Source organism: Pseudomonas sp. PDM09 (assembly GCF_014852305.1).
Taxonomy (GTDB): domain Bacteria; phylum Pseudomonadota; class Gammaproteobacteria; order Pseudomonadales; family Pseudomonadaceae; genus Aquipseudomonas.
In genome coordinates this window covers 467,143-487,188 of sequence record NZ_JACVBI010000001.1, presented here as the reverse complement: position 1 = coordinate 487,188, position 20,046 = coordinate 467,143, and the positions used below count along the sequence as shown (strand labels likewise).

The 20,046-nt window shown below is 59.4% G+C and carries 20 protein-coding genes; 3 read left to right on the top strand and 17 right to left on the bottom strand.

Annotation, left to right across the window (positions count from 1 at the left end):
- Positions 1-54: 54 nt before the first annotated feature.
- The 4 genes from IB250_RS02210 to IB250_RS02195 all read right to left on the bottom strand — a co-directional run bounded on the left by IB250_RS02210 (position 55) and on the right by IB250_RS02195 (position 2,530).
- The gene (locus tag IB250_RS02210) at positions 55-492 is read right to left on the bottom strand and encodes a DUF3995 domain-containing protein (protein ID WP_192342789.1); all 438 of its coding nucleotides are present in this window, start codon (positions 490-492) and stop codon (positions 55-57) included.
- Positions 493-720: 228 nt separating this feature from the next.
- Positions 721-1,737, bottom strand: a complete 1,017-nt coding sequence (locus IB250_RS02205; RefSeq protein ID WP_192342788.1) for an ABC transporter substrate-binding protein — start codon at positions 1,735-1,737, stop codon at positions 721-723.
- Between the two features lie 119 nt (positions 1,738-1,856).
- Entirely contained in the window at positions 1,857-2,060 is a 204-nt protein-coding gene (locus IB250_RS02200; RefSeq protein ID WP_192342787.1) for a hypothetical protein, read from the bottom strand.
- Complete coding sequence (locus IB250_RS02195) at positions 2,060-2,530, bottom strand: hypothetical protein (RefSeq protein ID WP_008067697.1); 471 nt, start codon at positions 2,528-2,530, stop codon at positions 2,060-2,062. Before IB250_RS02195 ends, IB250_RS02200 begins: the two co-directional genes overlap by 1 nt.
- 410 nt (positions 2,531-2,940) lie before the next feature.
- Between IB250_RS02195 and IB250_RS02190 the strand changes: the two genes are divergently transcribed.
- The 3 genes from IB250_RS02190 (at position 2,941) to IB250_RS02180 (ending at position 3,954) form a co-directional block, all read left to right on the top strand.
- The gene (locus IB250_RS02190) at positions 2,941-3,189 is read left to right on the top strand and encodes a hypothetical protein (protein WP_192342786.1); all 249 of its coding nucleotides are present in this window, start codon (positions 2,941-2,943) and stop codon (positions 3,187-3,189) included.
- A gap of 157 nt (positions 3,190-3,346) precedes the next feature.
- Positions 3,347-3,577 (top strand): hypothetical protein, encoded by a 231-nt coding sequence (locus IB250_RS02185; protein ID WP_192342785.1) that lies wholly within the window; start codon positions 3,347-3,349, stop codon positions 3,575-3,577.
- A 137-nt stretch (positions 3,578-3,714) separates the two neighbouring features.
- Positions 3,715-3,954, top strand: coding sequence for a DUF2789 domain-containing protein (locus tag IB250_RS02180; protein WP_192342784.1), 240 nt, complete (start codon positions 3,715-3,717; stop codon positions 3,952-3,954).
- Between the two features lie 25 nt (positions 3,955-3,979).
- Here the strand turns inward: IB250_RS02180 and IB250_RS02175 are convergent, their stop codons facing one another.
- The 13 genes from IB250_RS02175 to iolE all read right to left on the bottom strand — a co-directional run bounded on the left by IB250_RS02175 (position 3,980) and on the right by iolE (position 19,991).
- Positions 3,980-5,203, bottom strand: coding sequence for a methyl-accepting chemotaxis protein (locus IB250_RS02175; protein WP_412548328.1), 1,224 nt, complete (start codon positions 5,201-5,203; stop codon positions 3,980-3,982).
- 594 nt (positions 5,204-5,797) lie between these two features.
- Positions 5,798-6,202 (bottom strand): TraR/DksA family transcriptional regulator, encoded by a 405-nt coding sequence (locus tag IB250_RS02170; RefSeq protein WP_007907888.1) that lies wholly within the window; start codon positions 6,200-6,202, stop codon positions 5,798-5,800.
- A 327-nt stretch (positions 6,203-6,529) separates the two neighbouring features.
- A complete protein-coding gene (locus tag IB250_RS02165; protein ID WP_007907889.1) occupies positions 6,530-7,552 on the bottom strand; it encodes an ABC transporter permease in 1,023 nt (340 codons plus the stop codon).
- 56 nt (positions 7,553-7,608) lie between these two features.
- On the bottom strand, positions 7,609-9,174 hold the full coding sequence (locus tag IB250_RS02160) for a sugar ABC transporter ATP-binding protein (protein ID WP_123494373.1): 1,566 nt from the start codon (positions 9,172-9,174) through the stop codon (positions 7,609-7,611).
- Positions 9,175-9,243: 69 nt separating this feature from the next.
- Positions 9,244-10,170: a sugar ABC transporter substrate-binding protein gene (locus tag IB250_RS02155; RefSeq protein WP_007907891.1), complete on the bottom strand. Its 927-nt coding sequence runs from the start codon at positions 10,168-10,170 to the stop codon at positions 9,244-9,246.
- Positions 10,171-10,537: 367 nt separating this feature from the next.
- Complete coding sequence (locus IB250_RS02150; RefSeq protein WP_192342782.1) at positions 10,538-11,590, bottom strand: Gfo/Idh/MocA family protein; 1,053 nt, start codon at positions 11,588-11,590, stop codon at positions 10,538-10,540.
- A 153-nt stretch (positions 11,591-11,743) separates the two neighbouring features.
- The gene (locus tag IB250_RS02145) at positions 11,744-12,604 is read right to left on the bottom strand and encodes a sugar phosphate isomerase/epimerase family protein (RefSeq protein ID WP_192342781.1); all 861 of its coding nucleotides are present in this window, start codon (positions 12,602-12,604) and stop codon (positions 11,744-11,746) included.
- Between the two features lie 152 nt (positions 12,605-12,756).
- The gene (locus IB250_RS02140) at positions 12,757-13,782 is read right to left on the bottom strand and encodes a Gfo/Idh/MocA family protein (RefSeq protein WP_192342780.1); all 1,026 of its coding nucleotides are present in this window, start codon (positions 13,780-13,782) and stop codon (positions 12,757-12,759) included.
- A 31-nt stretch (positions 13,783-13,813) separates the two neighbouring features.
- Entirely contained in the window at positions 13,814-15,745 is a 1,932-nt protein-coding gene (gene iolD / locus IB250_RS02135) for a 3D-(3,5/4)-trihydroxycyclohexane-1,2-dione acylhydrolase (decyclizing) (RefSeq protein ID WP_192342779.1), read from the bottom strand.
- A 151-nt stretch (positions 15,746-15,896) separates the two neighbouring features.
- Positions 15,897-16,718 carry a TIM barrel protein gene (locus tag IB250_RS02130; protein ID WP_192342778.1) on the bottom strand — a complete coding sequence of 274 codons (822 nt, stop codon included), beginning with the start codon at positions 16,716-16,718 and terminating at the stop codon, positions 15,897-15,899.
- A gap of 26 nt (positions 16,719-16,744) precedes the next feature.
- Positions 16,745-18,247: a CoA-acylating methylmalonate-semialdehyde dehydrogenase gene (locus IB250_RS02125; RefSeq protein WP_192342777.1), complete on the bottom strand. Its 1,503-nt coding sequence runs from the start codon at positions 18,245-18,247 to the stop codon at positions 16,745-16,747.
- A gap of 44 nt (positions 18,248-18,291) precedes the next feature.
- A complete protein-coding gene (gene iolB / locus IB250_RS02120) occupies positions 18,292-19,101 on the bottom strand; it encodes a 5-deoxy-glucuronate isomerase (RefSeq protein ID WP_192342776.1) in 810 nt (269 codons plus the stop codon).
- Complete coding sequence (gene iolE / locus IB250_RS02115) at positions 19,098-19,991, bottom strand: myo-inosose-2 dehydratase (RefSeq protein ID WP_192342775.1); 894 nt, start codon at positions 19,989-19,991, stop codon at positions 19,098-19,100. Before iolE ends, iolB begins: the two co-directional genes overlap by 4 nt.
- Between the last annotated feature and the right edge of the window lie 55 nt (positions 19,992-20,046).

The window sequence follows — 20,046 nt, the reverse complement described above, 5'->3', positions numbered from 1 at the left end:
TGAACATCCAATGTGGGAGCGGGCTTGCTCGCGAAGGCGATTGCCCGGTCACCCTCAGATCCAGGCCACTGTCAGCAATCCGGCCCCCAATACCACACACAACGGCGAATACGCCCACGTATCCAGGTGGGCAAACTTCGAATCCTTGACCTGCTTGAAGAACCCCACCAAATTCGAATCGCCGATCGCCCGGGCGAACATCAGCATCGCGATCGCGCTGATCACCCATTGCAGCGACCAATGATGCACGGTAGGCAGATACAGCCCGACCCGCAGGCACACCAGCATCGCGATCAGCAGTAAACCCACCGCCACCAGCAACGTGGCAAAGCCCGACGGCTTGAACGCCGGCCTTGATGCCTCGCCGCCCTCCCCGGGCACACGCGGCACCGCCGCCTCGCTGCCCCATTTGCCACCCGCGGCCCAATACAGGTGGACCAGGCTGATCAATAAAAAGATTGCAGCAATCCATTGCGCGACCAAAAGACTCATATTCAGGCATCCGGTGTGAAATGTTGCAGCAGGATGAACTTCCTTACGCGTTTTTGTAAGGGTATTCGTCATTGACGGAGTTCCCCTTGTGGGAGCGGGCTTGCTCGCGAAGACGGCGGCACATCCAACCTGGAGGTGACTGACGAACCGCTTTCGCGAGCAAGCCCGCTCCCACACTGGATTCGCGTCGGCCAGGAATACCGGGATCAATCCAGTCCTCTGCCCCCTCTATTTCAGGGCCGCAGAAACTTTATCCGCCACATCCTTCGGCACCCAGGCCTGCCACACGTCCGGGTGCGCCTTCATGAAGGCCTCTGCCGCTTGACGTGGCGGGGTGTGTTTTTCGCTCATGTCGGCCAGGGCCTTGTTCAACGCTTCGATCGGTAAATCGACCTTGGTGAAGAACTCGGCAATCTGCGGGTATTGTTTTTGAAATGGCGTGGACACACCGATGGACAGCTTGGAGGGCAGTGAACGCGTCGGTTTCGGATGGGGGTTGTCCGCGTCGGTCAGGGTTTTCCAGGCGTCGGCGTCGAACGGTGGCTCTTGCAACTGAATCAGCTTGAAACGGCCGAGCAACGGCGTCGGCGACCAGTAATAGAACAGGACCGGCTTGCCGCGACGAATCGACGAGCTGATCTCTGCGTCCAGCGCCGCCCCCGAACCACTGCGAAAATTCACGTAACTGTCGTCCAGCCCATACGCTTTGAGCTTCTGCTTGTTGACCACCTCCGACGTCCAGCCGATCGGGCTGTTGAGAAAACGCCCCTTGCCCGGGGTTTCCGGGTCTTTGAACACATCTTTGTAGCGTGGCAGATCACTGATACTGCGCAGATCCGGCGCCATCGGCTTGATGCCCTTGGCCGGGTCGCCCTTGATCACATACTCCGGCACCCACCAGCCCTCTGTAGCACCTTTGACCGTATCGCCCAGGGCCATGACTTTGCCCTCGGCCTCAGCCTTGACCCAGACCGGACTGCGACCGGCCCATTCCTCGCCAATAACCTGAATGTCATTGTTGGCCAGCGCGGTCTCCAGGGTAATGGTCGTCCCCGGCAAGGTGTCGGTCGGCAAGCCATAGCCCTTCTCGACGATGATCCGCAGGATATCGGTGATCAGGCTGCCGCTTTCCCAGTTCAGGTCGGCGAAATGGATCGGCGCCTGGGCAGAGAACACCGGAACGGGTGAAGCCAATAAACCGAACGTGGCCAGGGTAGCGGCCAGTAACCGTCGAAATCCCCTCATGCTTTTGCACCTCGCGCTGTTCACAGCAATAGCAGGATGGCCTGACAAAGAAGACCGCAAGCCTCTGAATACTCAGTCATCTGACTGTAGTTGAGGTTCCTGCTTTCGAGGGACGAGGATTAACTTTCGCAAGGTTCCTGCAAGCGTGCAAGCTCTCTTCTGACCATGCTGGCGTACGCCGCCGGACGCAACAGGTAAATCTGTGACGCCACCCAACTCAGCCAGGCTCCCTGTAGAACGGCCTTTTGAGCCAACAGACGCTGCGCCTCGGTGTGCGCACTGGCCTGGTTCTGTTCGTGGAAGTCGGCGCGGGTCAGGGTCATTACTCGCTGGCCTTGAAGGTCACCAGTTCGCCCTTGCGCCATTTGGCGGCCTTGGCGGTCACGGCTTTCAGGGTTTTGGTCAGGCCTTCCTGCAATTGTTGATGGGCCGCGAACACCATCACCACGCTATGACCTTCCTTGAACACAATGCCGTGGCCGTCTGCGGTGGTCACGAACGCGTAATCCCCCAGCCCGTACACCGTCAGTTTGATTTCGCGGAACTTGATGTCCAGCTTGCCGCCTTCGCGGCTGGGCAATACGGAGGCGCTGAAATGGTCGCCGACCTTGAGTTTAAGCCCTGGTTTGTCATCCACCACCAGCGCTGCTTCGGTGTCGAGCTCGGCAATGTAAATGCCTTCAGCGTTCTGTTCGGTGATGTAGACGAAACGTGACTGAAACTGTTTAACCAGCTTTGCGCGCAAATCACCCAGTACGAACAAAGCATGCATATCGAGATTACTTACTGCCAAGGAAACATCCCCACATCTGAAAATGACGCCGTACGCGGGAAACGCGCACAGCAGAAAAAAGCGGCAATGCCGAGGTGTAGCCAAATGACCCGGGTCGAATCCTGGAATGAGCAGAGGGCCCATTCATCGTGAGGTTTGAGAAGATTACTGGAACATCCCTCACGTCGTCTTGCCTGGCGGTCGTCAGATGTTGAAGGAAAACGCCCTTCTGACGGCCAGATAAAACCGGATTACCAACTTTAGGGAAAATTCTCTTTAAAAAAAGCACTTTTCCGACATATCGCCAGTAAAAAATTGCTTTAGATGGGCATCAATCGCCAACCATCAATGGCGATTCTAGAGCAGCCATGCTCACCGAGACTACCCATAACACCGTACACACGTCGGTAAAACCACGAAAAGGACTTCATATGTGCACACTGACTCACTTTGCCCAGCCTCACATCCGACACACAAATGGCTCGTCATCTCTGCATTCGATGGTGTTCCACGAGCAGGATTTCCTGCCTGAAGAGCGTCTGCTCCCACGTTTTCAGGTGGTATTGGCCGGCAACGCCTTTTTCCACATCAGGGAAATATCCACCGGACGTGTAAGAGGTTTCCGCGGCAAGCATAACGATGCCTGCGCCCTTGCCCGTTTACTCGAGGCATGCAGTTGAGGAACCTGCAGCGCTCACTTCTATAGACGTTTCGTCACACCGATGACTTAACTCAGCCGCCGGCAGGCAACTACTGCCATACTGCCCGACCAATGAAACCCGCCCCCAGGGCGGACGGCGTTCAACACAATAACTATTTCCAAGGGAAGACTGCTACGTGACGGAATTTGATATCGGTGAATTTTTTATCCGGGGCGAAGCCAGAGAGGTCGAAGGCGAATTCCAGGCAGTCATTATCATGCGCGCCAAACCGCCGTTGACCACTGTGACGTCTCACCAGGTCGAAAAGGATCGCTGGTTCAAGACCGCGGATGTCGCGGCCGTTGCCGCCCAGGATGCCGCCAAGGCGCTGAAGCTTGCCGTCGATGAAGGTGCATTGAAGACCTGATCATCGGTTTGCAGTCTATGCTCATCCCTGCTTTGAATATCGCTATCGAACTCCTGAAGCGCGGTTCTCTCAGATGCAATGAAGCCGCACCTCGGATCTCGCACTCGACGCGACGGATTATCTGCAAGGAGATGAAGATGGACTCACCCACACATGATTTGAAAGGCCTGTTCGACCAGCTCGGTCTGGACTCCAGCGAAAAGGCCATCGACGATTTCATTGCCAGCCATTCTCCCCTGGCCGACAACAAGAAACTCATCGACGCCGAGTTCTGGACCCCGCAGCAAGCCGGCTTCCTCAAAGAACAACTGCGTGAAGACGCCGATTGGGCGCATGTGGTCGACGACCTGAACCTGCGCATGCACCAGATCCACTAATAACCGATAACAATTGCCGAGACCCTCAGCGAGGACTTTGCGGTTTGTAACCCAGGCGCAAACCACCCCAATGCCGGCCCTTGAGCATGATCGGCACCGACAGGTCGTGCATCAGTTCACCGGTATCGCGTGTGTAAGTCTGCAACAGCACGGCCTGTTGATGGCTGCCACAGCGGATCCCGGTGCGGTCGGCGAATTTGCGCTTGGTGCGGTTGTGCAGGGTATCGACCTGTACGTCACCGGTCAGCGGCTGGCTGAACACGGTGTTATGGGTCGGCACATAACCCTGCTGCGTGCAGGCGATGGCGAACACCAGGCCTTCATGGCGCGGCAGCAACGGTTCCTGAATCGCCGGCAATACCTGATCGGTGTAGCGGTCGAAACGGGTCTGGTATTTGGCCGGGCTGGTGTTGGGGATCGTCTGGTAACTGCGATCAAACAGGTCATCGAGGCTGATCCGGCCCTGATCGATATCCGCTTCGAAGCGTGCCGCAATCTGACTCGCCCCTTCGCGGGCCAGGTCGTAAATCCGCTGGTGATAGTCATCCAGCCCGACTTCGGCCAGGCGTTCGCTGATGGTTTCGGCCTGCCCTTCCATTTGCACCGCTGCCAGGGCAAGCCGCTGGGTCTGCTGGTCGCTGATCGCCAGATCGCTGCGCATCTGTTCGATGGCGTGGAACAGACTGTCGAGCTGTTCGCGGTTGGTGTCTGCGCCCTGAGCGATTTCCCCGACCTGCCTTTCGACGCCGGCGGCCAGGCGCGCGATGTTTTCCAGGTGCTGCCCGGTGTGCTCGACTTGCGCAACACCGGTATTCAGATCGCTCGCCAGTTGACGAATCTGTTCCACCACTTGCGCGGTGCGTTGCTGAATGTCGGCGACCATCTCCCCGACTTCACCGGTCGCCGTCGCTGTGCGCGCGGCCAGCCCGCGAACCTCATCGGCCACCACCGCAAAACCGCGACCGTGCTCGCCGGCCCGCGCCGCTTCGATGGCCGCGTTCAGCGCCAACAAATTGGTCTGGCTGGCGATGGACTGGATTACCAGCGTGACCCGCTGGATATCGTCGCTGCGCAGGCTCAGGGCTTCGATCAGCTCGCGACTGCTGCTGGCACGCTCACTGAGTTGATGCATGCGCGCAATCGACTCGACCAGTTCCGTACGCCCTGCCGCGCTGCTCTGATGGGCTTCGCTGGCGGCGTTCAGTGCTTCCCGACTGAGTTTCGACGTAGCGTGCTCGGTGGCGATCATCACTTCAGCGCTGCTGACAATCTGCGCCGCGGCGTTGAGCTGCGATTGCAGTTTGTCCGCCAGTTGCTTGACCGAATAGGCCACGCCGGCGGCCGACAAGGCGTTATGACTGGTGGTGTAGGAGAGATCGCGAGTCAATTCGGCGATGGCGCTAGAACTGTCTGCGGGGGTTGCCTCAGGGAGAGTGCGCGAGCGCAGGCGCGGCAGCCAGATAATCAGCACGGCCAATGGCAGGCCAAGGTAAAGCGACCAGCCAGCCAATGCCATGCCGCACAGCAATAGCATCAGAGCGATGCTTTGCAGGGTCGGCGTCAGCCAAAGGTTTTTTGGCAAAAGTGCTGGTGCAGGCATTGCCCCAACCAGAGATCCGTCCCTCGTCATCTTCGTCACCCCACACGTCTTCTAGTTGTTGTGATCGCATTAAACGCCACTACAAAGCCATTATCTATGGTCCGTTAGTAGTGGGGGGTTGAAGCAGATCAATAGAAGTGCGTGAAAATTTTTTGGGCGACAAAAAGCTTCGCGGGCAAGCCTCGCTCCTACAGATTATATCCGTAGGAGCGAGGCTTGCCCGCGAGGGGGGGCGCTACTGAATCAGGCCTGACGCTGGTGCTTGTCGATCTGCTCGTGACGCTCTTGAGCTTCGATGCAGTATTTGGTGGTCGGGCTGATCAGCAGGCGTTTCAGGCCGATGGCCTCGCCGCTGTCGTCGCACCAGCCAAAGCTGTCTTCCTTGATGCGTTCCAGGGCCTGTTCCAACTGAGGCAGCATGCGCTGGTCGCGATCGATAGCGTTCACCAGCCAGGTGCGCTCTTCTTCGACGGAAGCCGCGTCAGCCGGATCGGCCGGGGTGTCCAGGCTCTCGATGGCGATGCGATTCTGCTCGATGCGCTCATGGGTTTCGACTTTCATGTTCTGCAACAGCTCAGAGAAAAAAGCATGTTGCTCGGCATTCATGTAGTCATCCGCCGGCATGGCCAGCAACTTGTCCTTTGTCATTGATATCTCTATAAAAAAACGTGCATTAAGGCGAATTAGGGAGCGATCCGTTGAACCTGAAGCGTTCATTGGAAAGGCGCCGTTTATTCCAAGCGCCACCCGGCACTCAATTTACGAGGGGCGGCAGTCTAAGGCCGACTTGAGGCCTCAGCAACTGAAAAGACAGCAAATCTGTCCGACAAAGCCCTGAAAGTGCGCTACGGCAGGCTTTGAGGCGCTTATCGGAGTGCGTTTATAGCAAGAAATTCAGTCGAGCGGCTGTATATAGAAGACAAACGGCTGCGCCACGCGGGTCAGGCGTGGCGCATTTTCGCGTTTTGTCCGGCTTCAGCGCTTGAGTTTGCGCTTGTTGCGGTATTGGTCGATGACCACCGCCACCACAATAATCAGCCCCTTGATGATGTCTTGAATATAAGCATCAACTCCGACAAAGGTAAAGCCGCTGGCCATGACCCCGAGGATCAACGCGCCGATCACCGTGCCGGTGATCCGCCCTACGCCACCGGCCAGGCTGGTGCCGCCGATGACCGCCGCGGCAATTGCGTCCAGTTCATAAGACATGCCCATCCCGGCCTGCCCGGTCGCGGCCCGCGCCGACGCCACCACCCCGGCCAGGCCCGCAAGCAACCCGGCGATGCTGTAGACGATCACCAGATGCCGCTTGACGTTGATCCCGGAGGTGCGCGCCGCCTGCATGTTGCCGCCGATGGCGTAGGTGTACTTGCCGTACTTGGTGTAGCGCAGGGCGATGTGAAAGATCACCGCCACCACCAGAAAGATGATCACCGGCATCGCGCCGTGTCCGATGGCTGTGTAGGAATCCGAGAGCATGCTCACCGGCTGACCTTCGGTGTAGTAGCGCGCCAGGCCGCGGGCCGAGACCATCATGCCGAGGGTGGCAATGAATGGAGGAATCCCGGTGATCGCAATGATGCTGCCGTTGATCGCCCCCGCCAGCAATCCCACCCCGAGCCCGACGATCACTGGAATCCACACCGGCAAGTCGGTCAGGGACGGAAACACCGCACGGGCAAAGTCCGAGGTCTGGGCCAGGCTGGCGGCAATCATCGCCGACAGCGCCAGCACCGAACCGGAGGACAGGTCGATACCGGTGGTGATGATGACCTGGGTCACCCCGATCGCCAGCAGGCCGATGATCGACACTTGCAGGATCATCAGCACCAGACGCTGAGAGTTCATCAGGAAGCTCTGGTCCCGCACGATCCAGCCGAACATTTCGAAGACCAGGCCGATGCCGATCAGCACCAGGAAGATACTCAACTCGGTCGGAAAGCGCCGGCGACTCTTGACCGGTACCGCTGCAGGCTTGTTTTCCAGTATCGCGTTCATAACCACTCACCCTTCTATTGCGTCGCGACGGCGGCCATGGCCACCGCCAGCATCCATTAGTGAACCGCGGACATACCCGAGGCCAGTTGCATCACCCGTTCCTGGGTCGCTTCGCTGCGGTCGAGAGTGCCCATCAGGTCGCCCTCGTGCATGACCATGACCCGGTCGCTCATGCCCAGCACTTCCGGCAGTTCCGAGGAAATCATGATCACCGCCATGCCTTCGCTGGCGAGGTAGGAAATAAGCCGGTAGATCTCGGCCTTGGCACCGACATCGATGCCCCGGGTCGGCTCATCGAGAATCAGGATGCGTGGATTGGTCATCAGCCAGCGCGCCAGCAAGGCCTTCTGCTGATTACCACCGGACAGCGTGTCGATGCACTGCTCCAGCGACGGGGTTTTCACCCGCAGCTTCTTGCACATGTCTTCACATAACGCGCGCAAGGCTTTCTGCTGGATGAAGCCGTTGCCGACGTAATGGGGCAAGACTGCCATTTCCATGTTTTCCAGCACCGACAGGCACGGGAACAGGCCGCTGAGCTTGCGATCTTCGGTCAACAGTGCGAAACCCTTCTCGATCGCCATGTGTGGATCGCTGATGCGCACCACCTCACCGTCGAGGCGGATTTCACCGCCGTCGCTTGGGGTGATGCCGAAAATCGCTTCGGCGACGTTGGTCCGCCCCGAGCCCATCAACCCGGCGATGCCAAGGATCTCACCGGCATGCAGGTCGAAGGAGACGTCTTTGAAAATCCCGTCCAGCTTCAAGTCGCGTACCGACAGCAACAGATCGCCGATTGGCTTCTCGCGCACCGGGAACAACTGGCTCAGCTCGCGGCCGACCATCATTGAAATCAGGCTGTCGCCGTCCATGCTGTCGGCCCGCTGCAAGCCGATGTAGGCACCGTCACGGAACACCGCCACTTCATCGGCGATGCTGAACACTTCGTTCATTTTGTGGGTGATGTAGATGATGCCTTTGCCCTGGCTCTTGAGGTCGGCAATGATCGAAAACAGATGGGCGACTTCCTTATCGGTGATGGCCGAGGTCGGCTCGTCCATGATCAGGACGTCGGAGTCATAGGACACAGCCTTGGCGATCTCGACCATCTGCCGTTCGGCGATGCTCAGGTTGCCCACCTGTTCTTCCGGGTCGAGGTTGATCCGCAGACGTTCCAGCAGTTTGGCGGTGCAACGGTGCATCTCGCGATGGTCGATCATGTGCAGGCCGTTGAGCTGCTCGCGGCCGATCCAGATGTTCTCGGCGATGCTCATGTGCGGCATCAGGTTGAGCTCCTGGTGGATCATCGCGATCCCGGCCTGGAGCGCAGCCAATGGTGTTTCAAAGACCACCGGCTTGCCCCGCAGGCGCAACTCGCCGGCATCCGGCTGGTAGATGCCGGCGATGATTTTCATCAGGGTGGATTTGCCGGCGCCGTTCTCGCCCATCAGCGCCAGCACGGAACCGGGACGCACTCGAAGCTGTACGTCGGACAAGGCCACCACACCGGGAAATCCCTTGCTGACGTTGATGATCTCCAGCAGGTACGGCTCATCGACAGGTGTTGCAGTTGGCTGGACACCCATTAACGGGGTGCTCGAAGCAGTCGCTGAAGCGAACATGATCAGGTACTCCATCAGCAAGGTCGCGTTGCAACCTTGCGTGCTTATTGTTGTTATCGAACGGACGGACTATTTGAAGGTGTCGACGTTTTGCAGCGTGATCAGGCGATACGGCACCCACACGGCCGGCTCGACCGGTTCGTTTTTGGCCATTTTCACCGCCGTGTCGATCGAACCGTCCGCCTGACCCTTGGCGTCCTGGAACACCGAGACCAGCAGAGAGCCCTTCTTCACCGCGTTCAAACCGTCGGGCGTACCGTCGACACCGGCGATCAGCACACTGCCTTTGGCGACGCCAGCCTGTTGCAGGGCCATTGCCGCGCCAATCGCCATCTCGTCGTTGTTGGAGACCACCGCGTCGAATTTGCGGCCCTGGGTCAGCCAGTCGTTGACCAGGGTCATGCCCTTGTCCCGCGACCAGATGCCGGACTGCTCTTGCTCGATCTTGATGTTCGGGTACTTGGTCAGCACCTCTTTTACGCCCTTGGTGCGGTTGGTGGTGGAGTTGTTGGCCAAATCACCGAGCAGAATCACGATGTCGCCCTTGCCGCCCATTTTTTCGGCCAGGTACTGCATCTGCATCTGGCCGGCCTCCAGATCGTTGGAGGCGACAGTGACCACGCCTTTGGGCAGGTTCAGGTCATCGGGACGACGATTGACGTACACCAGCGGAATACCGGCCTTGACCGCCGCTTCAGTGATTTTTTTGGTGGCGGCGGTATCCACCGGGTTGACCACAATGGCGTCGACCTTCTGGCTGATGAAGCTTTCTACCTGGCTCAACTGCCTGACCACGTCGCTGCGCGCGTCTTCGAACTGCAGCTTGACGCCATCGGGATAGGACTTGGCTTTGGTGTCCATGGATTCGCGCAGGTAGGTCAGCCAGGTGTCATCGAACTGCGACATGCTGACGCCGATCTTCATGTCAGCGAGTGCGGCGCCGCTGGCGAACATCAGGGACAAGGCCAGCGAGGCGAAACGGATCTTGGTCTTCATGAAAAGTCTTTCTCCACATTCTTGTTGGTTTTATGGATAAGGCGTGACGATTTCAGTGAGCGGGCAAGCGGACTATCGGTGCACCCGGAATACAGCAGACCAGGGCGCCGTTGCGTTCGACGCAAAGCAAGCGAAAGAAGGAATGAAACGAGACGCGACACAGGTCGCGAGAGAGGTGCAGCGCGGAACGTAAAGCATGCAGAGCAGAGTTGAAGGTTTTCATCGACGGTACCTGGCTTTTGTTTCTTGTTTTTGGTGCGTCCTTCTCTCGTTCAAGACCTGCTTGAGCGTGATCGGACGTTGATAGTCGGCAACCTGGAAATGACTTTATTGGAAAATAATTTCTATATCAACTCATTTTAGAATTTTATTCTGATTTTATTCCATGGCTCTCGAACGGGCTCAGTGCCACCACTTGATGCCGCTCGAAACTGAGCCGCGCAGCGTCTAGTACGCGGGTGGTCGCCAGTGCATCACGGGCGTCGACCGGCAGTGGGCCACCGCTCTGTAACGCGGTTTGTAGCTGCAAATAGAACTGATTCCAGCAGCCACGCTCGGACGGTACCCGCTCACGCACCTCGCCCTGCTCGAACCAGCCCCAGCGCCGATGCTCTTCGACGCCCCAGCGCTCGCCTTCGGATTTCGGCGTGAGCCCGGCGAGGGTCGACGCCTCCTGCCCATCCAGACCGTCGACGCTGTAGCAACCCTGGGTGCCGGTCACGCGAAAGCGCGGGCCGGGGGTGTTTTGCAGGCAACTGCCGCCCAGGTGCGAGATCACGCCGTTGGCATGGGTCAGGGACATAAAGAAGCCGTTGTCGAAGGCCTGGCCTTTTTCGAGGTAATCCAGTTCGGCGTAAACCCGGGTGACGGGGCCGAACAACAAGAGCGCCTGATCCACCAGATGGCTGCCCAGATCGCGCAGGAAACCGCCGCCGCTGCCGTTGTTCACCGACTGCGGCGAATAGCGTTCGATCCGCGATTCGAAACGGGTGACCTGACCCAGCGCACCGGACTCGATGAGTTTGCGCACGGTGAGAAAGTCCGAGTCCCAGCGCCGGTTCTGGTAGACGCTCAGTTGCACGCCTTGGCGCTCGGCCATGGTGATCAGGGTTTGCGCTTGTTGCGCATCAGCAGCGAACGGCTTGTCGCTGACCACCGCCACTTCGTGTTCGATGGCGTCGAGCACCAGCGCCGGGCGACCTTTGAGCGGCGTGGACACGACCAGCACATCGACCCCGGCTTCGACCAGTTGGCCGATGCTGTCGAAAGCCGGCACACCGGGATGCTCCGCCGCCAGCAGTTGTCGGCGCTCAGCAGAACGGGTGACCACGCCTACAAAGGTCGCCGCCGGCAAACTGCTGATCAGCGGAGCATGAAAAAACCGGCCGCCATGGCCGTAACCGACAAGTCCGATACGCATGAAAGTATTCTCCTTATAGTTAATCACCGGATGCACACGGACCTTGTGGGAGCGGGCTTGCTCGCGAAGGCGATGTGTCAGGTGATATCAATGCTGAATGTGCCGCCGTCTTCGCGAGCAAGCCCGCTCCCACAGGTTTTGTGTATGCCGTGGTTAACGACAGAGTTCGCGGGTCACGCGTTCAAGCATCATGCGATTGGACTCGTCCGGCCGGTCTTCCCAGGCGAATACCGAGACGGTCGCGATGCCATCGAACTTGATCTCGCGCAACGTGCCGAAAAACGCCTCCCAGTCGACCTCGCCCTGGCCGATGTCCAGATGCTGGTGCACGGTGGCGCTGACGCCCGGCGGGTTGACGATGTAGCGCAAGCCCGAGGAAGCCTTGTGGTTGTAGGTGTCGGCGATGATCAAGTGGCTCAGTTTCGAGCCGGCGTACTTGAGCATCGAGGCGATATCACCGACACCGTCGTCATAGAAAAACGTGTGGGGAGCGGCGTAGAGGTAGTTGATCCAATCCCGGTCCAGACCGCGAATGATGTCGACCGACTCGTTATTGCGCTCGCAGAAGTCATAAGGATGGGCCTGGATATCGAGCTTGATGCCTTCGTGTTCGAACTCGGGGATCAGTTCGTCCATAGAGCGCATGAACTGGTTTTCGCACACCAGCGGGTTGTCCGACTGGCCGGTGAACTCGGTGTTGACCAGTTCGCAGTCCATCTCCACGGCAATCTGGATCGCGCGCTTCCAGTTACGCACGGCGGCCACACGCAAACCTTCATCGGCGGCTGCCCAGTGGTACATCGGTAATAAGGAAGAGAGTTTGACCCCAGTGTCGCTCAAGGCTTTGCGAAATTCCTTGATCCGCGCCTTATCAACCCGTGGAGCTTTATAGAACGGCAGAAAATCTTCCCGGGGCGACAGCTCGATGTGTTCGTAACCGAGCTCGGCAACCTTGTCGACCATCTTGCCCAGGGACAGGTTGCGGTACATGTAGGGGTCTAGTGCGATGCGCATGTTTTTTGTTCTCCATCACCTTACGCTGATCGTTCCCACGCTCTGCGTGGGAACGCCGCCATGGACGCTCTGCGTCCGTTTTGTGACGCGGAGCGTCACGGGATGCATTCCCCCGCAGAGCGTGGGAATGATCAGTTACAGAGGATCAGTGGTTAGCCGTAGAAACGGGGACGGTCTGGCAGGCTGACTTTGACGATCTGGCCGCTGTTCTGCGCTTCGATGCAGGCATCCGCCGCCACCGCTGCCGCGAAACCATCCCATGCCGACGGCCCGCCGACCTGCCCGGCCCGTACGCCATCGATGAACGCCTGCAACTCGACGTCGTATGCGGCGATGAACCGGTCCTTCCAGTCCATCAAAATTGCATTGGACAGCTTCGCCCCGCTGCGCAATTGAACCTGCGACGGCTCCGGCAGTTTGGCGATGCCGGTCTCCCCCACCACTTCGCACTGGATGTCGTAGCCGTACTGGCAGTTGACGAACACTTCCACATCGATGCGCGTGCCCTTGGCGGTTTCCAGCAGCACGATCTGCGGGTCTTTCAAATGGGCGTGGGCCTTGCTGGTCTTGCGTGGGAACACCACTTGCACCGACACATAATCGTCGTCGAGCAACCAGCGCAACACATCCAGCTCATGGATCAGCGTGTCGGTGATCGCCATGTCGGTCTTGTAGTTTTCACCCACGGTCGGGTTGCGGTGGGCGCAGTGCAGCATCAACGGCTCGCCGATCTGGCCGCTGTCGATCACTGCTTTCAACGCCCGATAACCCTCATCGTACGGGCGCATGAAACCGACCTGCACCAGCCGCTTGCCGTGGGCCACTTCGGCCTCGACGATCTTGCGGCAGCCTTCGGCAGTGACCGCCAGCGGCTTTTCGCAGAACACCGGCTTGCCGGCGGCAATCGCTGCCAGTACAAACTCTTCGTGGCTCGGGCCCCAGGAGGTCACGAGGATCGCTTCGACTTCCGGTGCCTTGATCAGCGCATGACCGTCGGGATAGACCTCGGCCGTCAGTTTCAGATCGGAAACAATCTTGGCCGCTTGCTGCAGATTGATGTCGGTGACCGCGACGACCTGACTGTTGAGCAAGGTCTGGCTGCAACGACGGATGTGGTCCTGGCCGATGGCCCCGGTGCCGATAACGCCGATCCGCAACGAATTGGAAAGCAAAGACATATAAACACTCCTGTGGGTTCGTTCAGGGCAATCAGTATTGACGGGCCTTGGCCAGTCGTTCGTTGAGGGTCTTGGCCACCGCATCGGTGCGGGCGCTGGTGGAGACTTGCGCCACGCCGACCCGCCACCACGACAGGTATTTGTGAATCATGGTTTTGGGCAGGACCTTGATATCGATAAGCGTCGACACCGTTTGCAAACGCGCATCCGCCAACGCAGCTTGCAACTCTTCAACGGTGTTCACCTTGTAGGTCTTGCAGCCGTAAGCCGCCGCGCTCATGGCGAAATCCACCGGCACGAAGCCGCCATCGAGCTTGCCGGTTTCCGGATTACGGAACCGGAACTCGGTGCCGAAGCTGTCCATGCCGTGTTCCATTTGCAGGTTGTTGATGCAGCCGAAGGTCATGTTGTCCAGCAGCACCACGTTGATCTTGCGCCGCTCCTGGATCGAGGTCGCCAGTTCCGAGTGCAGCATCATGTAGGAGCCGTCGCCCACCAGTGCGTAGACCTCGCGCTCAGGCTCGGCGAGCTTCACGCCCAGCGCGGCGTTCACCTCGTAACCCATGCACGAATAACCGTACTCGACGTGGTAAGTGTTCACGCCCTTGCTGCGCCAACTGCGTTGCAAGTCGCCGGGCAGACTGCCGGCGGCGGCGACGATTACCGCGTCATCGGCCAGGGTTTCATTGAGTACGCCGAGCACCCGGCTCTGGGTCAGGCAGGAGCCGGTCAGCTCGATGAATTCGCGCAGCACTGCCGGGTCCATGTGATCGTTGATTTCCGGGACGAAATCTTTCGCCTGGTATTCGACCTGATAAATGCGATCGACTTCTTCATCCAGTTGCGCCTTGGCCTGGCGAGTTTGATCACCCCAACTGGAGCGATAGTTGCCCAACACATCGGCCAAGGCGCTCAAGCCGGTTTTGGCGTCTGCCAGCAGTTGCACGCCGTCGAGCTTCAGCGCATCGCAGGGGCTGATATTGAGGTTGAGAAATTGCACATCCGCATTTTTGAACAAGGACTTCGACGCGGTGGTGAAATCGCTGTAGCGAGTGCCGACACCGATGATCAAATCAGCATCCTTGGCCAACAGGTTCGCCGCCAGGCAACCGGTTTCGCCGATCCCGCCAACGTTCAGCGGATGGCTGGACACCACCGCGCTCTTGCCGGCCTGGGTTTCAGCGAAGGGAATATCGAAGCGCTCGGCGAACGCCTGCAACGCTGCATTGGCGCCGGAATATTTGACCCCACCGCCGCAGATGATCAGCGGCTTGCGCTTGCCTTTGAACAGGGCCAACGCATCACCGAGCATCGCTTCGGTGGCCGGGCGGCGCTCGATGCGGTGCACGCGTTTTTGCAGGAAATAATCAGGATAGTCGTACGCCTCGGCCTGCACGTCTTGCGGCAAAGCCAGGGTCACCGCGCCGGTTTCGGCGGGGTCGGTGAGCACGCGCATGGCGTGGATCGCCGCGGTCATCAGTTGCTCGGGACGGTTGATCCGGTCCCAGTATTTGCTCACGGCCTTGAACGCATCGTTGGTGCTGATGCTCAGGTCGTGGAACTGCTCGATCTGTTGCAGCACCGGGTCCGGTTGGCGGCACGCATAAACGTCACCGGGCAACAGCAGCAAGGGAATACGGTTGGCAGTGGCCGTCGCGGCAGCGGTCAGCATGTTCGCCGCCCCCGGCCCTACCGATGAAGAGCAGGCGTAGATCTTGCGCCGCAGATGTTGCTTGGCGAAACCGATGGCGGCGTGGGCCATGCCTTGCTCGTTGCGCCCCTGATGCACGATCAGATCGCCGCTGTCCTGTTCCAGGGCTTGCCCCAGACCCAGCACATTACCGTGGCCGAAAATGGTAAAGATCCCGGCGACGAATTTGCTCTGGACCCCATCGACCTCGATGTACTGGTTATCGAGGAATTTCACCAGGGCCTGGGCCATGGTCAGTCTTGTTGTGGTCATGCTTGCACCTTTTCTGTATGCAAATCCGATCAATGTGGGAGCGGGCTTGCTCGCGAAGGCGGTGTGTCAGGCGACTTCAATGTTGAATGTGCCGCCGTCTTCGCGAGCAAGCCCGCTCCCACAGTTGATCTCCATCAGTTCAAAAACAATGTCAGCTCAGGGATTTCTGCAGGTGATCCATACTCGCGCCAATCGCCGTCTGGATATCCGCCAGGCCATGGACACTGTCGGCGAACGGCTCGAACGACAGGTAGCCGCTGTAGCCGGTAGCGAGCAAGGTCTCGATCTGCGCCGCGTTGCCGAGGATGTCGCCCTCGCCCACCAGCACCCGGTGGCCGTCGCGGATGGTCGCCAGTGGCGCCTCGGCATCTTCGACGCCGGAGATGTGCACCAGCCCGGTCAGCTCGGGGAAGAATTCATGTTCGCAGGCCAAGTGATGGTGAAAGGTGTCATGCACCAGACGGAACACATCCAGCCCACCGATGGCCTTGATCGCGTCGACCGCCGTGCGTTTGCGCCGCAGCGAGCATTCTTCGAAACCCAGCGGCTCGATGAAACCGAGGATGCCGTGATCGCGCAGGATCGGTGCCAATTCACTCAACGCCGTGCGCAGGCCGGCAGCACGCTGCGCCTCGGTTCGTGGATCGGCACGGTCATTCAACGGGCACATCACCAAACCCTGCGCTCCGCAATCACGGGCATAAACGGCGAGTTTCAGCGCGTGTGCGCGGCGCTCGTCATTCCAGACATCGAACGGATACAACGCGTTGATCGACAGCACGGTGATGCCTTTGGCCGCGCACAGCTCACGCACGTGTTCGGGCGCGGTGCCGTCCTCGATCTCGACACCCTTGAGGTCGTTGCGGATCTCGATGGCGTCGGCCTTGAGGGTCACCGCCAACTCGATGAACGCGGGCAGGGACAAACGTGGGGCGACCATACGGTTCAGGGCGAAACGCAGGGGTTTGCTCATTTTTTGTTGTTCTCCGCACAAGTGAATTATTTGGCTGTCGGCATGCTGAATTCAGGGCCCTTGGCAATACTGTCGGGCCAGCGCTGCATCACGCTTTTGTAGCGGCTGTAGAAGCGAATGCCTTCTTCACCGTAAGCGTGGTGATCACCGAACAGCGAGCGCTTCCAGCCGCCGAACGAGTGCCAGGCCATGGGCACTGGAATCGGTACGTTGATGCCGACCATGCCGACCTTGATGTTGCGGGCAAACGAGCGGGCGATGCCGCCATCGCTGGTAAAACACGACACGCCGTTGCCGAACTCATGGGCGTTGATCAGCGCCACGGCGCTGGCGAAATCCGGCACGCGCACGATGCCCAGCACCGGGCCGAAGATCTCTTGCTGGTAGATGCTCATCTCAGTGGTGACGTTATCGAACAGCGTCGCGCCGACGAAAAAGCCGTTCTCGGCCCCCGGCACCTTGAAGTTGCGCCCGTCGACAATCAGCTGCGCGCCCTGGGCCACGCCTTCACCGATAAAGCCCTCGACCTTGGCCTTGTGCTCGGCGGTCACCAGCGGTCCCATGTCGCTGTCGCCCTGCATGCCATTGCCGACCTTCAATTGGTCGATGCGCGGCAGCAGTTTGGCAATCAACTGGTCGCCGACTTCACCGACGGCCACGGCAATCGAAATCGCCATGCAGCGCTCACCGGCCGAGCCGTACGCCGCGCCAATCAGCGCATCCGCCGCTTGATCCAGATCGGCGTCGGGCATGACGATCATGTGGTTCTTCGCACCGCCCAGCGCCTGTACACGCTTACCGCGCGAGGTCGCTTGCTGGTGGATGTACTCGGCAATCGGTGTCGAGCCGACAAAGGAAATCGCCTCGATGTCCGGGTGTTGCAGCAAGGCATCGACCGCAGCTTTGTCACCCTGGACCACGTTGAACACACCGTCCGGCAGCCCGGCTTCGGTCAATAATTTCGCCATCAGCAAACTGGCCGACGGGTCGCGCTCGGAAGGTTTGAGGATGAAGCAGTTACCGGTGATCAGCGCGAGCGGGATCATCCACAGCGGCACCATCACCGGGAAGTTGAACGGAGTAACGCCGGCACACACGCCCAGCGGTTGGCGCAGGTTCCAGTTGTCGATGCCACCGCCGATGTTGTCACTGAAATCGGTTTTCAGCAGGTTCGGTGCGCCACAGGCGTACTCGACGATTTCGATGCCGCGCGTCACTTCACCCTTGGCGTCCGAGAACACCTTGCCGTGTTCGCGGCTGATGATTTGCGCCAGTTCGTTGTGATGACGGTCGAGCAGTTCCTTGAACTTGAACATCACCCGCGAACGGCGCAGGGACGATTGCTCGGACCACGCCGGGAACGCCTTCAGGGCTGAGGCGACGGCTTCGTCCACGGTCTTCTGGCTGGCCAGCCCGACCCGCGCCTGTACCGCGCCGGTGGCCGGGTTGAAGACATTGCTGAAGCGCTCGTTGCCGCTGTCTTGCACCTGACCGTCGATGTAATGGCCTATTACCGGGGCGTCACTCATTGTTCTTGTTCTCCGTTCGGATGTTGAAATTCAGGCTTTTTAGTTCAGAGCTCAAGCAGCCAACTGTGCTGCGGATCGTTATGGAACTGCCAGACGCGTTTCGGGCCGGCCATCACGTTCAGGTAATACGACTCGTAGCCGTAAGGCACGCTGACCGGGTGATAGCCCTTGGGCACGACGACCAGGTCGCTGTTCTCCACGGCCATGGCCTGGTCGATGCTGCGGTCGTCGGTGTAGACCCGCTGGAACACGAAGCCCTGGGGCGGGTTGATCTGGTGGTAATAGGTCTCTTCGAGAAAACTCTGGTGCGGCAGATCGTCGGTGTCGTGCTTGTGCGGCGGGTAGCTCGAGGAGTGCCCGGACGGCGTACGCACTTCCACCACCAGCAGCGAATGGGCTGGCTCGGTGTCTGGGAGGATGTCGCAGACGTAACGGGTGTTGGCGCCCTTGCCACGCACGCTGCGTTTCATGCTGTCGGGTTTGATCAGCCGTGGACCGAGGTTTTCGGCGGCCGCACCGGGCGCGGCGCAAACGGCGATTTGCACGTCGCTGAGTGCGACCACCTGCGCCTGACTGCCCGGTGGCAAGTACGCGGCGAACGGCGATTTGTCTTCGAACACCGACTGGCGATCGCCGATGTTGTCCCAATTGAACGCGCCCTGCCCCGGCGCTTCGCCTTTGATGCTGACCCGACCGCTGAGCAGCACCAGGCACAATTCCTTGTCACCGGCGCTGACCGGCAGAGTCTCGCCGAGGCTCAGGCGGTACGCGGCGAAGCCAACGTATTCCAGTGCTCCCTGCCCCAACTCGACCATGGTCCGGCCGCGTGCATTGCTTTTGACCAACAGGCTCATCCCTTAATCCTCTCGTCGAGCAGCGCACGCAACGTGTCGTAGCCTTTTTTGGCATAGACATAACTCGGTGCCACCGCCGGATCCTGCTCGGCCTCGACCACCAGCCAGCCGTGGTAATCGGCGCCCAGCAGGACGTCGAGCAAGGCGCTGAAGTCGATGTCGCCATCGCCGGGCACGGTGAACGTGCCATTGATGATGCAGTCCGGGAAGCTCCACAGGTTGTTGCGCGCCAGTTGCACCACCGGTTTGCGCACGTCCTTGAAATGCACGTGGCAGATGCGTTCGATGTGTTTGCGCAGCACCTGCAACGGTTCACCGCCGCCCATGTAGCAGTGGCCCGAATCGAACAGCAGGCCGACTTCGCTGCCGGTCAATGCCATCAGTTTGTCGATGTCGGCCGGGGATTCGACATAGGCGCCCATGTGGTGGTGATACGCCAGGCGCACGCCTTGGGACAGGGTAAAGCGTGCCAGTTCGGTGAGTTTGTCGGCGTAATCCTGCCAGGCCAGTTCGGTGTGAAAACGCGGGCGCTCGACCAGTGGAATGCGCTGGCCTTGAATCGAGTCGGCGACTTCGCCATAGACCAGTACCTTGGCGCCATTCTTCGCCAGTAGCTCGACATGGCTGGCGATGGCGTCGATTTCCTCGGCCACGGAACGGCGGGCCAGACGGCTGGAATACCAGCCGGAGACCAGCGCCAGATCGTAGGGCCGCAGCACGTCGGCGACGCCTTTGGCATCCTTGGGGAATTTGCCGTTGAGTTCGAAGCCTTCGTAGCCGATTTCCTTTCCTTCGCTGAGGGCAGTGCTCAACGGCGTCTCGCCACCGAGGGACGGCAAATCGTCGTTGCTCCAGGAGATCGGGTTGATGCCAATTCGGATAGCGGGCATGGCTGCACCTTTTATTGTTTTACACAAATCAGTAAGAACGACACAAAATCAATGT

What these genes read in the sequence shown, in the direction of transcription:
- IB250_RS02175 (WP_412548328.1), bottom strand. Translation starts at nt 5,203, where the DNA reads ATGATCGCCACCGAGCACGCTACGTCGAAACTCAGTCGGGAAGCACTG.
- IB250_RS02190 (WP_192342786.1), top strand. Translation starts at nt 2,941, where the DNA reads ATGTGCACACTGACTCACTTTGCCCAGCCTCACATCCGACACACAAAT.
- iolB (WP_192342776.1), bottom strand. Translation starts at nt 19,101, where the DNA reads ATGAGCCTGTTGGTCAAAAGCAATGCACGCGGCCGGACCATGGTCGAG.
- IB250_RS02210 (WP_192342789.1), bottom strand. Translation starts at nt 492, where the DNA reads ATGAGTCTTTTGGTCGCGCAATGGATTGCTGCAATCTTTTTATTGATC.
- IB250_RS02160 (WP_123494373.1), bottom strand. Translation starts at nt 9,174, where the DNA reads ATGTTCGCTTCAGCGACTGCTTCGAGCACCCCGTTAATGGGTGTCCAG.
- IB250_RS02170 (WP_007907888.1), bottom strand. Translation starts at nt 6,202, where the DNA reads ATGACAAAGGACAAGTTGCTGGCCATGCCGGCGGATGACTACATGAAT.
- IB250_RS02150 (WP_192342782.1), bottom strand. Translation starts at nt 11,590, where the DNA reads ATGCGTATCGGACTTGTCGGTTACGGCCATGGCGGCCGGTTTTTTCAT.
- IB250_RS02140 (WP_192342780.1), bottom strand. Translation starts at nt 13,782, where the DNA reads ATGTCTTTGCTTTCCAATTCGTTGCGGATCGGCGTTATCGGCACCGGG.
- IB250_RS02130 (WP_192342778.1), bottom strand. Translation starts at nt 16,718, where the DNA reads ATGAGCAAACCCCTGCGTTTCGCCCTGAACCGTATGGTCGCCCCACGT.
- IB250_RS02200 (WP_192342787.1), bottom strand. Translation starts at nt 2,060, where the DNA reads ATGACCCTGACCCGCGCCGACTTCCACGAACAGAACCAGGCCAGTGCG.
- IB250_RS02145 (WP_192342781.1), bottom strand. Translation starts at nt 12,604, where the DNA reads ATGCGCATCGCACTAGACCCCTACATGTACCGCAACCTGTCCCTGGGC.
- iolE (WP_192342775.1), bottom strand. Translation starts at nt 19,991, where the DNA reads ATGCCCGCTATCCGAATTGGCATCAACCCGATCTCCTGGAGCAACGAC.
- iolD (WP_192342779.1), bottom strand. Translation starts at nt 15,745, where the DNA reads ATGACCACAACAAGACTGACCATGGCCCAGGCCCTGGTGAAATTCCTC.
- IB250_RS02125 (WP_192342777.1), bottom strand. Translation starts at nt 18,247, where the DNA reads ATGAGTGACGCCCCGGTAATAGGCCATTACATCGACGGTCAGGTGCAA.
- IB250_RS02165 (WP_007907889.1), bottom strand. Translation starts at nt 7,552, where the DNA reads ATGAACGCGATACTGGAAAACAAGCCTGCAGCGGTACCGGTCAAGAGT.
- IB250_RS02155 (WP_007907891.1), bottom strand. Translation starts at nt 10,170, where the DNA reads ATGAAGACCAAGATCCGTTTCGCCTCGCTGGCCTTGTCCCTGATGTTC.
- IB250_RS02180 (WP_192342784.1), top strand. Translation starts at nt 3,715, where the DNA reads ATGGACTCACCCACACATGATTTGAAAGGCCTGTTCGACCAGCTCGGT.
- IB250_RS02205 (WP_192342788.1), bottom strand. Translation starts at nt 1,737, where the DNA reads ATGAGGGGATTTCGACGGTTACTGGCCGCTACCCTGGCCACGTTCGGT.